Here is a 12,685-nt window from a genome sequence, read left to right on the forward strand (position 1 = left end):
TTTGTGATAGGGGAGGATTATATGATACCTGGAGAAATTATAGTGAAAAATAAAGAAATAATTTGTAATGAAGGAAAAAGAACGGAAAAAATTACTGTTTCAAACACGGGAGACAGACCGATTCAAGTTGGTTCGCATTTTCACTTTTTTGAAGTTAACAAGGCACTTGAATTTGATAGAAAGGCTGCTTTTGGAATGAGACTCGATATAGCTTCTGGAACAGCAGTAAGATTTGAGCCAGGAGAAGAGAAGGAAGTTACTCTTGCTGAAATTGGTGGGAGAAAAGAAATACATGGGTTTAGTGGCCTTACTGAAGGAAATGTAAGTGATGATAAAGTGAGAGAAAAAAGCTTTAAAAAAGCTAAAGAATTAGGCTTTAAGGGGGTGGAATAATTGAGCTTTAAAATTTCAGGTGAAGATTATGTAAATATGTATGGACCAACTAAAGGAGACAAAGTAAGACTTGCAGATACAGAGCTTATAGTTGAGGTTGAAAAAGACTATACTGTTTATGGTGAAGAGTGCAAATTTGGCGGCGGAAAAACCTTAAGAGATGGTATGGGGCAATCAGCAGTTGCAGATAGGGATGAAGGTGTTCTTGATTTAGTTATAACCAATGCTCTTATAATAGATTACTGGGGAATTGTAAAAGCTGACATAGGAATAAAGAATGGGAAAATTATTGGTATAGGTAAGGCTGGAAATCCATCTATAATGGACGGTGTAACTCCTAATATGATAGTTGGAGCAGCGACAGAAGCTTTAGCTGGAGAAGGGCTTATAGTTACAGCAGGAGGAATAGATTCCCATATACATTTTATATCTCCACAGCAAATAGAAACTGCACTTTACAGTGGAATAACAACTATGATAGGTGGAGGAACTGGTCCTGCTGATGGAACTAATGCAACAACATGTACAACAGGTTCCTGGTATATTGAAAAAATGCTTGAAGCAGCAGAGGCTTTTCCTATGAATTTAGGCTTTCTTGGAAAAGGAAATTGCTCATCAAAAAAAGCACTAGAAGAACAAATAGAAGCTGGAGCTATGGGACTTAAGCTTCATGAGGATTGGGGAAGTACTCCAAAAGCAATAGATACATGTCTTACGGTTGCAGATAAATATGATGTTCAAGTTGCCATACACACAGATACTCTCAATGAAGGAGGATTTGTAGAAGATACTATGAATGCAATAAATGGAAGGACCATTCATACCTATCATACAGAGGGTGCAGGTGGAGGTCATGCTCCTGACATAATGAAGGCAGCAGCTTTCCCAAATGTGCTTCCATCTTCAACTAACCCAACAAGACCTTATACTGTAAATACCATAGATGAGCATTTAGATATGCTTATGGTATGTCATCATTTAGATAGCAAGGTTCCAGAAGATGTAGCTTTTGCAGATTCAAGAATTAGACCAGAAACCATAGCTGCAGAGGATATACTTCATGATATAGGAGTTTTTAGTATGCTTAGTTCAGATTCTCAGGCAATGGGAAGAGTTGGAGAAGTTATAATAAGAACCTGGCAGACAGCAGATAAAATGAAAAAGCAAAGAGGACCTTTGAAAGATGAAACAGGAGATAATGATAATTTTAGAGTTAAAAGATATATTGCAAAATATACTATAAATCCAGCTATAACTCATGGAATATCAAAATATGTTGGATCAATTGAAGCTGGCAAATTTGCAGATTTAGTTTTGTGGAAACCAGCAATGTTTGGAGTTAAGCCAGAAATGATTATAAAAGGTGGCTTCATAGCTGCTGCAAAAATGGGTGATCCTAATGCTTCAATACCAACACCACAGCCAGTATTTTATAGAAATATGTTTGGTGCTTTTGGAAAAGCTAAAGGAAAAACCTCAATTACTTTTGTTTCAAAAGAATCAATTAAAAATGGAAACATAAAAAAATTACAGCTTGATAAACTTATATATCCTGTACAGGACTGCAGAAATATAGGCAAAAAGGATATGATATTAAATGATAAGTGTCCTAAAATAGATGTAGATTCAGAAACCTATGAAGTAAGGGTTGATGGTGAAAAAATAACGTGTGAACCTATAGAAGAAGTAGCATTAGGACAGAAATACTTTCTTTTTTAAAGGAGTGGTTAAAATTTTGATAGTAGAAAAAATAATTGGTAATTTAAAAGATATAGAAGTGAAAGGTAGAAGTTTTGATACCGTTGATGTGGAATGGTATGAGGTGAATAAAAAGATATTAAAAAAGGATACTACTTCTGGAAAGGAGATAGGAATAAGGCTTTCAGAACATAAAAAAATAAATGATGGAGATATACTTTACATGGACGATAGCGAGATTATAGCTGTAAATATCCCTGAAAGTGAAGCTATATTAATTGAACCTAAAAATATGGTTGATATGGGAACCATGTGCTATGAAATAGGAAATCAGCATGTACCTCTCTTCTTAACAGAAAGCAGTATAATGATTCCATATGAAAAACCTTTAATGGAGCTTTTAGAGAAAAAAGGTTTTAACCCTAAAAAGGAAATGAGAAAACTTGTAAATGGAGTTGAATGTCACAAACATTCTCATCATCACCATGAGCATGAATAGTACTTTTTTTACACTGCTTCAGGTGGCTGATTCAATATTTCCTATAGGAGCATATACTCAATCTAATGGGCTTGAAACCTATGTTCAAAAGGGAATAGTTAAGGATGGCAAAACGGCTAAAGAATATCTCTCTAATATGCTTTTATATGGAATTAAATATACAGATGTTCTTGCACTTAAATTAGCTTATGAATATACCTTAGATAAGGATATTAGCAAGTTAATTGAACTTGATGAAATGCTTTATGCACTTAAGGCACCACGAGAAGTTAAAGAGGGAAGTGCTAAAATGTGTGCAAGATTTTTAAGAATTTCTGAAAAATTTGGCGAGAAAGAATTGCTTTTAAAGTATGCTGCACTTATAAAAGAAGGAAAGTGCATAGGTCAGCACAGCATTGTGTTTGGTATGTTTTGTGCAGAATATGGTATTGATAAAATGGAAAGTATCAGTGCGTATTTGTACAATTCTGCATCCTGCATAGTAAATAATTGTGCAAAGCTTATTCCACTTGGACAGATGGAGGGGCAGCTTATACTTTTTGAAAGTGGTGAGTTACTAAAAAATATAGCCGAGGAAATAATGGATTTAAGTATAGATGATCTTGGAAGATGTACTATTGGTTTTGATATAAAGGCAATGCAGCATGAAAATTTATATTCAAGGTTATATATGTCATAAAGGCAGAGTACAGTGAAGGTGGATTTATCGTCCTTGTGTCGGATAAATCTTTGAAATTGTAGAAGATTTTATGTTTGTCTAATCAATATTCATTGTGCACTGAATTAAGGAGGTAGAAATGAGTTACGTTAGAATTGGTATAGCAGGTCCTGTTGGTTCAGGCAAAACTGCTTTAATAGAAAAGTTAACAAGAGAAATGAGTAAAGACTATAGTATAGGTGTTGTAACTAATGATATATATACAAAGGAAGATGCTGAATTTTTAGTTAAAAACAGTGTACTTCCAGCTGAAAGAATAATAGGTGTTGAAACAGGCGGATGTCCACACACAGCTATAAGAGAGGATGCATCAATGAACCTTGAAGCTGTAGATGAGCTTGTAAAAAAGTTCTCAGACATAGAAATAGTATTTATAGAAAGCGGTGGAGATAATCTTTCAGCAACCTTTAGTCCAGAACTTGCAGATGCAACTATATATGTAATAGATGTTTCTGAGGGAGATAAGATTCCAAGAAAAGGTGGTCCTGGCGTTACACGTTCAGATTTACTTGTAATAAATAAAATTGACCTTGCACCTTATGTTGGAGCTAGTCTTGAGGTTATGGAAAGAGATTCTAAAAAAATGAGAGGAAATAAGCCTTTTATTTTTACTAATTTGAATGAGAAAAAGGGACTTCAAGAGGTTATAAACTGGATTAAGAAAAATGCATTATTAGAGGACTTATGATGAATCATTATAGTAAAGAAAGTGTACTTAAACTTGAAACAAAGGTAAAACATGAAAAAACAATATTAAGTGACAGTTATTTTACACCGCCATTTAAGCTTTTAAAGCCATTTTATGTAGAAAATAACATCATGAGATTATGTCTTGTAAATGTATCTCCAGGTATTCTTGAAGGTGATGATTACGAGATAAATATAAATATGAAAAAAGGGTCTCTTTTAGAGCTTTATTCTCAATCTTACAGTAAAATTTTTAAGATGAAAGATGGATTTGCAGCTCAAAAAGTGAATATCAATATGGAGGAAGGATGCAGCTTAGCATATATGTTAAAGCCAACTCTTCCTTATGAGGATTCTGATTTTAGAGGGGAAAACAATATAAGGCTTTCTAAAAATTGTAATCTTATATTTAGAGAAATAACTTCTTGCGGCAGGTACAAGAGAAATGAAGTATTCAGTTTTAAAAGTTTTAAATCAAGAACAAAAATATTTTATCAGAATAAACTTTTATTTATGGACAATACAGTTTTAATACCACAAGAGCAGCAGCTAAACAGTATTGGACTTTATGATAAGTTTACTCATCAGGCTAATATGATAATAGTAAGTGAAAAGGTAGACGAAAATGTTAAAACATCACTTGTAAAGTTGCTTTGCCAATTTCACGATATAGATTTTGGTGTAAGTATGAGCTTTAAATTTGGTATAGTAATAAGAATACTTGGAAAAGGTTCAGAAAAGTTAATTGATATTACAGAAAAGGTGTATTACAAATTAATTGAAAACATATTTGCATAATTTGACAAGCACGTAGGGTTTTACTATAATTATATAAAAGAATAGGTGGTCTTTTATGCAGGTATTGAAAGAGGAAGTTAGAAAAGATATTTTTGAAGCTTCAAAAAAATTATTTCTAGAATTTGGATTTCAAAATACTTCTATGAAAGCTATTGCTGAAAAAGCGAATGTGAGTAAGAGTAATTTATATAATTATTTTAAAGGTAAAGAGGATATTTTTTATTCACTTACAGATAATACAGCACATAATATTGAGAAAGCAACTGTATTTTTTGTAGGACATAAGTTTAGTGAAAGTTTTGGCAGTGAAGAATTTATTGTCATGATGTCTCAAAATTTATGTAATTTGATTTCAAATAATAGAGAAAATTTGCTACTTATTATGGATCATTCAAAAGGTACAAAATATGAAAATTTAAAGAAGAATATAATATATTCTGCAGAGGTTGATTTTGCAGAAGCTCTCAAAAACAATGGAGATGCAGAAGATTTGCTTATAGCACATATTATAGTTTTTAATTTAATAGAAGGATTACTTGAAATTGCAAGAAACATAACTGAAAAAGATAGGATGTATAGAAATATATATAGACTTATAGAATATCATGTTAAAGGAACTAAAATGCTGACTAATAATTAGTCAGCATTAAAAAAAGACTAATAAAGAATATACGGTCTTTATTATAAATAGGAGGAAAGAAATATGAATAAAGTTTATAAGAATTTTATGAAACAATTTAAAAAACCAGAAGGTAAAATGGGAAAACTAATTATAAAGGGAATGAATATATCACACTTTGAATTAACTAGTTGGGGACTTGAAAATATAAAATTTAAAGAAGAAAGTGATATACTTGATATTGGATGTGGAGGTGGAAGGACAGTAAATAGACTTGCTCATGCAGCTAAAAATAGTAAAGTTTTTGGTATGGATTATTCTTTAAATTGTGTAAATGAGGCTAAAAGTTATAACAAAAAATTGATTGAAGAGGGAAAGGTTAATATTTTGCATGCAAGTGTAGAAAAAATACCATTTGATGATAATAAATTTGATATTATAACAGCAGTGGAAACCATATATTTTTGGCCAGATATACTTTCAAATTTTATGGAAGTTAAAAGGGTTTTAAAACCATCTGGAAAATTTGTTGTGATAAATGAAGTGGTTGAAAATGAAAACTTTAAAAAGAGAAATGAAAGATATTCTAATGCTTGTGAAATGAAAATATACGCACCAGAACAAATGGAGGAACTATTTATCAAAGCAGGATTTTTGAATATAAAGGTTGATGTACTTAAGGATAAAAATTGGCTGCGTGTAGTAGGAGAAAAATAATGTTTTTATGAATAAAAGGTTATTAGTAAATAGAGTTTACGGGGGATGAGATTATGAGTGAAGATGAAATTGACAAAAGGACTGAATTGGCTTTGCTAAAGTTTGATAAAGCCACTTTGATAAAAAAACTTAAGAAAATTGAAAGCAGACTTGATGATATTTGTAAAGAAAATAAATATAATTATTTTGAAATGGACAGATATGCCTTGAAGGCATCTACAAATAATATGAAATTTTACATATCTGTGCGAAAGAATAAACTTAGGCTTAAGATTGGAGAGTTTAACAATGAAGTTTATTATTTAGACGAGCTTCTTGATTTGGAGTATGATAAGGCTTTATTAAAAGTATTGTTTGAATTATACAGTAATATTGATAGCATTTTTAGTTGCAATTTAAAAGTTTATTAAAGTAATTAAATTTTTATTTTAATTTAATAAGCGAAGTAATAGTGTTAAGAAATAATTAAAAAATTCAAATAAGATTTATTGGATTTTTAAATGTTCTAAAACACTTATTGCTTCGCTTTATTTTTTTATTTTAAAGAAATACTTGATTTTTTTTAGTAAGAGTATATAATCATTTATATATAATATGTTATATATAAATGATTATATAAAATTAATTATATATTTAAGGAGAAGTTTGAAATGTCTTTAAAGCATGCTTTACTTGGTTTTTTAAATTATGGTGGTATCACAGGTTATCAATTAAAAAAATTTTTTGATCACTCTGTAAGTGACTTCTGGAGTGCCAGTTTAAGCCAAATATATGTAACGTTAAATAAGATGTGTGAGGATAAGCTTGTAACTGTGAAGGAGATAGAATCTTCATCAGCAATGAATAAGAAAATATATTACATTACAGATAAGGGAAAAAAAGAACTTGTAGATTGGCTTAGGGAGCCAGCAAAAATAGAGAAAATTAGAATTGAATTTTTAGTAAAACTTTATTTTAGCTCCAACATAAATACAGAAGAGGCAATAGTTCAACTTGAAAAACTAATTGGAGTTTTAAAAATGCGTCTTCAATATTATAAGAAATGGGTTAAACACATTGAAAAGGAGCACTTGTTAAAAGAAAATATGAAAAAAGAAGCACTATTTTGGAGGCTTACTTGCAGCTATGGAATAATGGTTAGAGAAAATTCTATAGAGTGGTGCGAGGAATGCATAGAAGAAATAAAAAAATTTAATTTGGAGGGTTTCAAAAATGAGTAGTTATCCAATTATTACAAAGAAAAGCGTTAAAAGTAACGACAAAATAAAAAAAATTCAAAAGGAAGCTAAAAAGAAATATGGAAAAAGGAAGCTATTTGGTTATCCTAAAGCAAGTATACCAAAGATAATTGTGGAAAGTGGTTATGTTGATATAGTAGATAAGAAAGTTAATACAGGAGTAAAAATTAATGAATTAAATAAACTTTTATTAGCAATTGAGGAAAATGAGCTTACAGGTATGAGTGGCAATGGATTTCCAACATATAAAAAATTAAAGACGGCAGTGGAATCAGCAGCTCAAAACAAAGTACTTATTATAAATGGAGCTGAATGTGATCCAGGACTTGTTCATGATGCATGGTTAATTAGAAACAGACTAAAAGATATTATTTTTGGAAGCAAGTTAGCAGCGGAAATGATTAATGCATCAGAAGTATTTTTAGCAGCAAAATTGATGAAAAATGAATCAATTGAAGGCATAAATGTTAAGAATCTTCCTAATCGTTATCCAATAGGAGCGGAAAAAATTTTAATAAAAGAAGTACTTAAACTAGATATGGATAAAAAAGATATACCCGTTAAAAAGGGAATTTTGGTTTTAAATGTTCAAACAATAATTATGATTGCTGAAATAGCAAAAGGCGAATTTTTAAGGGGAAGCAGGTATATTACGGTTGCAGATTACACAAAGGGAGAAGCAAAGGTTGCAAAAGTTATCTATGACATGAAGTCAAAAGAAGTTTTAGAGAAAGTTTTGGGTAAGCAAGCTGGTAAAGTTATATATGCAGGTGGTGGAATTATGGGGGCCCATCAGATTAAAGGAGATGAGAGAATTACAGCGCTTACGAATTTTGTTGGTTATGCTGATAAAGTAGCTTATGACAATGATTCAAAATGTAAGAAATGTGGAAACTGCTCAAGAAATTGTCCAATGGGAATTAAAGTACATAAGGTTGTAGCTGATTATGCAAAAAATATAAGCTCCAATATGCAGCAATATGGAGTACAAAACTGTATAAACTGTGGAACCTGCACATATTTATGTGAGGCTGGGAAAAACACAATGGAAATTGTAAATATGTATTCAAATAAATAAATTATATAAACGTCTATTTAAATATAAAGATAGAAAGGATGAAGAGCTAATGGAAAATAACAATAGATTGATTATGATGGAAAAGGGAGAGGTGTGGAAAGTACTTTTAAAACTTGGAATACCTACTACCATAGGGATGTTTGTAGCTGCTTTATTTGTATCTGTTGATGGATATTTTGTTGGGAACTTAGGAAAATTGCAAATGGCTGCGGTTACTGTTGCTTCTCCACTAACTTATATTATAACAGGGATTGGCTCTCTTTTTGGTGGAGGTGGCTCAGTATATATTGCAAAGTTGCTTGGCGAGAAAAATTATAAAAAAGCAAATGATGCAGGTTCTGTAATTATGGACACTTCATTAATTGCTGGAGTTGTTTTTTCAGCTTTACTACTAATTTTTTTACAACCAGTACTTAAGATACTTGGAGCAACTAATGCAGACATGGTATATGCAAAACAGTACGGTTCAATTTTTGCAATTGCGCTATTCTTTAATCTTTTTAATGTAACCTTTAACAATATGTTTGCTTCTGAAGGTGCTACAATGTACAGTATGCTTGCAATGCTTGTAAGTGGAATTTCAAATGTTTTTCTAAATCCAATATTTATTTATACCTTACATATGGGGATAAAAGGTTCTGCAATAGCAACTCTTGTTGCAAATTTAATAACAACTTTTATGTACTTGTATTATATTATAGGTAAAAAAGGTGCTGTTAGGTATAATATTTTCAATTTTAAGCCGGTTAAAGAGTATTATGTAGAAACTGCAAAAGTAGGGATTACTCTTATGTTTTTTCAACTTTTGTATAGTTTATCATTAATTATTACAAATGTACTTGCTTCAAGCTATGGTACTGCATGTGTAGCTGCAATAGGAATTGAAACTAGAATAACTAGCTTAGGGTTTATGGCAATTTCAGGTTTTACAAAGGGATTTCAGTCTTTTGTTGGTTTTAGTTTTGGCGCGAAAGCTTTTGATAGAGTTAAATCAGCAAAAAATATATCTCTTATTTGGACAACAGGATTTTGTGTGCTTTGCAGCGTTTTAATGATTGCATTTGCAAAGCCTCTTGTTTCAACCTTTAATGGTGATGGGGAGGTTGTAGCAATTGGCACTACGGCACTTATATATTATTCAATTACTTTTATTGGAATGGGTTTTATAATGGTATATTCCTTATTATTTTTAGCAACAAATGAGGAAAAATATGGAGGGATTGTTTGTCTTGCAAGACAAGGAATTATTTTAATTCCAGGGTTATTTATACTTAAAATGGTAATTGGAATGCAAGGTATTCTTTTAGCACAACCTATAGCTGATGCATCAACAGTTGTAATCATCATACTTTTAGCGCTTAAAATATCTAAACAAGAAAAAGAAGTGGTTTTACAGAAGGCACAAAATCAGTAATAAAACTATAGATAAACCTCTTCAAATATTGAAATTCATTTGTACCAAAATGCCCAGAAGACGGCATTTTGGTACAAATAAATTTCAAGTTTCAAGGTGATTTATCTTTACTACTTGATTTTTTTAAATAAACCCATATAATTAGCTATATATAATGTGTTATATAGTGAAGCCACTACGAAACTTAAACTATTTATGTTCCAAAATACCAATATTAAAGGAATTGTGGTGCATATATAGTTTGTAGTTGAGTTGGTTTCACTATAGCTAATTATATTTGAAAAGGAGGAAGCTTACAATGTCGTTAAAACACGCTTTACTTGGTTTTTTAAGTTATAGAAATATGACAGGATACCAGCTTAAAAAATATTTTGATCAGTCTGTTGGCAGCTTTTGGAATGCCAGCTTAAGCCAAATATATCCAACCTTAAATAAAATGTGTGAGGATAAATTAGTAACAGTTAAAGAAGTTGAATCAACAACAGCAATGAATAAAAAAGTATATTATATTACGGATAAAGGTAGAGAAGAACTTGTAAAATGGCTTATGGAGCCTATGGAAATAGAGCCAATGAGAAGTGAATTTTTAGTGAAACTTTATTTTAGTGCTAACATAAGCATGGAAGAAGTAATAGTTCAACTTCAAAGGTTAATCGACCTATCCAAGCAGAGACTTGAAGAAAATTACAAGGGACTTAAACATATTGAAGAAGAACATGATATTAAAGGGGATATGAAGAAGGAAGCACTGTTCTGGAAATTAACTGCTAATTATGGAGTGAAATATAAGAAAAGCTTTATAGAATGGTGTGAGGAAAGCATAGAAGAAATAAAAAATCATATGTCAGAGGAAGAACATGATAGTTAGTGTAAGCAGGAGAACCGATATTCCTGCTTTTTATAGTGAATGGTTTTTTAATAGAATAAAAGAAGGCTTTGTATATGTAATAAATCCATTTAACAGAAAACAAATAAGTAAAGTTGAATTAACACCTAAAACAGTGGATTTATTTGTATTCTGGACTAAAGATGCAGAGCCAATGCTTAAAAGGCTAGATGAACTTAAAGAATTTAATTACTATTTTCAATTTACTATAACTTCTTACAGAAATGATATTGAAAAAGCTATTAGAAGAAAAAGCGATATTATTAAAACTTTTAAAAAATTATCTAAAATTATAGGTAAGGAAAAAGTAATATGGAGATATGACCCGATACTGTTAAATGAATTTTATACTAAAGAGTATCACTACAAGTGGTTTGAAAAATTTTGCATAGAACTTTCGGGATATACTGAAAAATGTATAATAAGTTTTTTAGACCTATACAGCAAAACGAAAAGGAATACTAAAAATTTAGGGTTAAAAGAAATTGACAAGAATGATATGTGTGATATTGCTGAAAAGTTTGCAGGTATTGCGTTAAAATACAATATAAAACTAGAAACTTGCTCTGAGGAAATTGATTTTTCAAAATTCGGAATTAAAAAAGGTAAATGCATAGATGATGAATTAATATCTAGAATAATTAAATGTCCAATTAAAGTAAAAAAAGATGATACTCAAAGAGAGGTATGCGGCTGCGTTAAAAGCATAGACATAGGAGAATATAATACCTGTAAACATAATTGTTTGTATTGTTATGCAAATTTTAATTATGATACAGTAGAAAAGAACTATTTAATGCATGATTCAAAATCAAGCATTTTAGCTTTACACTTAATTGGAGATGAAAAAATTACTATTAGGGACATGAAATCTATAAAGTGTGAAGTTAATCAATTAAAGTTTAAGGAGTTATAGATATGGATTTATCGCAGAATAAAACAATAAAAATAGAAAAAATATCATCTCAAAATAGGGAGGAGGTAAATGAATTTATTATTTCACATTGGTTTTCAAAAGATATGGTCGTTAGAGGCGAAGTAGTTAATATGACGATTTTAGATGGTTTGGTTGCTTGCAATAATGAGAGTATTATAGGACTTGTTACATATAGAATTATAAATGGTGAGTGCGAAATTATGTCTTTGGATAGTTTGAAAGAAAATAAAGGTATTGGGACTATGCTAATAAATAAAGCTGTGAATATAGCACGTCAAAATAAATGTATTAAAATCAAGTTGATTACAACAAATGATAATATAAATGCCATACGTTTTTATCAGAAAAGGGGATTTGATATGGTTCATTTATATTATGATTCTGTTGCAGCTTCAAGAAAATTAAAGCCTTCTATTCCTATGCTTGGAGATTTTGATATACCAATAAAGCATGAAATAGAATTTGAGATGAAACTTGATAAATAAAAATGCTTAATATCGGAGGGATTTATATGAATTTGATTAAAGAACAATTATTAAAGTTAGAAAATGATTTATTACAGCCAGAAGTAAGAAATTCAACAGAAAAATCAAATGAAATACTTGCAGATGATTTTATTGAATATTGTAGTTCTGGTTATGAATATCATCAGAATAAAGAAGAAACTATAAATGGGCCGATAATTTCAAATAAAGTGTATGGCAAAATAATTGATTTTGAAATAAAAAAACTTTCCGATGAATATGTACAAGCGACATACAAAATGATAAAAAATGATGAACCAAATGAAGATAGAAGATACTCTCTTAGAAGCTCAATATGGAAATATGTTGATGGAAGTTGGAAGATGATTTTTCATCAGGGGACGTTAGTTCCTAAATCAAACTGGTTAAAGATGGGAAAAAACAATGAATAAGATAATATCCAAATCAATTAAAAATTTTAAGGAAACTTCTAATTTTGAAGTTCCCTTAATTAATGTGTTCTGTTTTTTAAGAATCTA

16 protein-coding genes are annotated in these 12,685 nt (G+C 30.4%); all 16 read left to right on the forward strand.

Annotated elements, in window-relative coordinates:
• Positions 1 to 21 precede the first annotated feature (21 nt).
• The 16 genes from ureB to ACJDT4_RS09755 all read left to right on the forward strand — a co-directional run bounded on the left by ureB (position 22) and on the right by ACJDT4_RS09755 (position 12,598).
• Entirely contained in the window at positions 22 to 393 is a 372-nt protein-coding gene (gene ureB, locus ACJDT4_RS09680) for an urease subunit beta (RefSeq protein ID WP_406787358.1), read from the forward strand.
• Positions 394 to 2,112: an urease subunit alpha gene (ureC, locus tag ACJDT4_RS09685; protein WP_406787359.1), complete on the forward strand. Its 1,719-nt coding sequence runs from the start codon at positions 394 to 396 to the stop codon at positions 2,110 to 2,112.
• 16 nt (positions 2,113 to 2,128) lie between these two features.
• The gene (gene ureE / locus ACJDT4_RS09690; protein ID WP_406787360.1) at positions 2,129 to 2,590 is read left to right on the forward strand and encodes an urease accessory protein UreE; all 462 of its coding nucleotides are present in this window, start codon (positions 2,129 to 2,131) and stop codon (positions 2,588 to 2,590) included.
• The gene (locus ACJDT4_RS09695) at positions 2,541 to 3,269 is read left to right on the forward strand and encodes an urease accessory protein UreF (RefSeq protein ID WP_406787361.1); all 729 of its coding nucleotides are present in this window, start codon (positions 2,541 to 2,543) and stop codon (positions 3,267 to 3,269) included. Before ureE ends, ACJDT4_RS09695 begins: the two co-directional genes overlap by 50 nt.
• 118 nt (positions 3,270 to 3,387) lie before the next feature.
• On the forward strand, positions 3,388 to 3,996 hold the full coding sequence (gene ureG / locus ACJDT4_RS09700) for an urease accessory protein UreG (RefSeq protein ID WP_406787362.1): 609 nt from the start codon (positions 3,388 to 3,390) through the stop codon (positions 3,994 to 3,996).
• Positions 3,996 to 4,793: an urease accessory protein UreD gene (locus ACJDT4_RS09705; RefSeq protein ID WP_406787363.1), complete on the forward strand. Its 798-nt coding sequence runs from the start codon at positions 3,996 to 3,998 to the stop codon at positions 4,791 to 4,793. The genes ureG and ACJDT4_RS09705 overlap by 1 nt, the downstream gene beginning before the upstream one ends.
• 55 nt (positions 4,794 to 4,848) lie before the next feature.
• The gene (locus ACJDT4_RS09710) at positions 4,849 to 5,433 is read left to right on the forward strand and encodes a TetR/AcrR family transcriptional regulator (RefSeq protein ID WP_406787364.1); all 585 of its coding nucleotides are present in this window, start codon (positions 4,849 to 4,851) and stop codon (positions 5,431 to 5,433) included.
• A gap of 63 nt (positions 5,434 to 5,496) precedes the next feature.
• A complete protein-coding gene (locus ACJDT4_RS09715; protein WP_406787365.1) occupies positions 5,497 to 6,129 on the forward strand; it encodes a class I SAM-dependent methyltransferase in 633 nt (210 codons plus the stop codon).
• Positions 6,130 to 6,182: 53 nt separating this feature from the next.
• Entirely contained in the window at positions 6,183 to 6,539 is a 357-nt protein-coding gene (locus ACJDT4_RS09720) for a hypothetical protein (protein WP_406787366.1), read from the forward strand.
• Positions 6,540 to 6,779: 240 nt separating this feature from the next.
• Entirely contained in the window at positions 6,780 to 7,349 is a 570-nt protein-coding gene (locus ACJDT4_RS09725; RefSeq protein WP_406787367.1) for a PadR family transcriptional regulator, read from the forward strand.
• The gene (locus ACJDT4_RS09730; protein ID WP_406787368.1) at positions 7,342 to 8,445 is read left to right on the forward strand and encodes a 4Fe-4S dicluster domain-containing protein; all 1,104 of its coding nucleotides are present in this window, start codon (positions 7,342 to 7,344) and stop codon (positions 8,443 to 8,445) included. The genes ACJDT4_RS09725 and ACJDT4_RS09730 overlap by 8 nt, the downstream gene beginning before the upstream one ends.
• A gap of 49 nt (positions 8,446 to 8,494) precedes the next feature.
• On the forward strand, positions 8,495 to 9,859 hold the full coding sequence (locus tag ACJDT4_RS09735; protein ID WP_406787369.1) for an MATE family efflux transporter: 1,365 nt from the start codon (positions 8,495 to 8,497) through the stop codon (positions 9,857 to 9,859).
• Positions 9,860 to 10,157: 298 nt separating this feature from the next.
• Positions 10,158 to 10,727 carry a PadR family transcriptional regulator gene (locus ACJDT4_RS09740; protein WP_406787370.1) on the forward strand — a complete coding sequence of 190 codons (570 nt, stop codon included), beginning with the start codon at positions 10,158 to 10,160 and terminating at the stop codon, positions 10,725 to 10,727.
• Positions 10,717 to 11,661: a DUF1848 domain-containing protein gene (locus tag ACJDT4_RS09745; RefSeq protein ID WP_406787371.1), complete on the forward strand. Its 945-nt coding sequence runs from the start codon at positions 10,717 to 10,719 to the stop codon at positions 11,659 to 11,661. The genes ACJDT4_RS09740 and ACJDT4_RS09745 overlap by 11 nt, the downstream gene beginning before the upstream one ends.
• A 2-nt stretch (positions 11,662 to 11,663) precedes the next feature.
• Complete coding sequence (locus tag ACJDT4_RS09750; protein WP_406787372.1) at positions 11,664 to 12,167, forward strand: GNAT family N-acetyltransferase; 504 nt, start codon at positions 11,664 to 11,666, stop codon at positions 12,165 to 12,167.
• A gap of 26 nt (positions 12,168 to 12,193) precedes the next feature.
• Positions 12,194 to 12,598 (forward strand): nuclear transport factor 2 family protein, encoded by a 405-nt coding sequence (locus ACJDT4_RS09755; protein WP_406787373.1) that lies wholly within the window; start codon positions 12,194 to 12,196, stop codon positions 12,596 to 12,598.
• Positions 12,599 to 12,685: the final 87 nt, after the last annotated feature.

It is taken from the genome of Clostridium neuense (assembly GCF_045310695.1).
GTDB lineage: Bacteria > Bacillota > Clostridia > Clostridiales > Clostridiaceae > Clostridium_S > Clostridium_S neuense.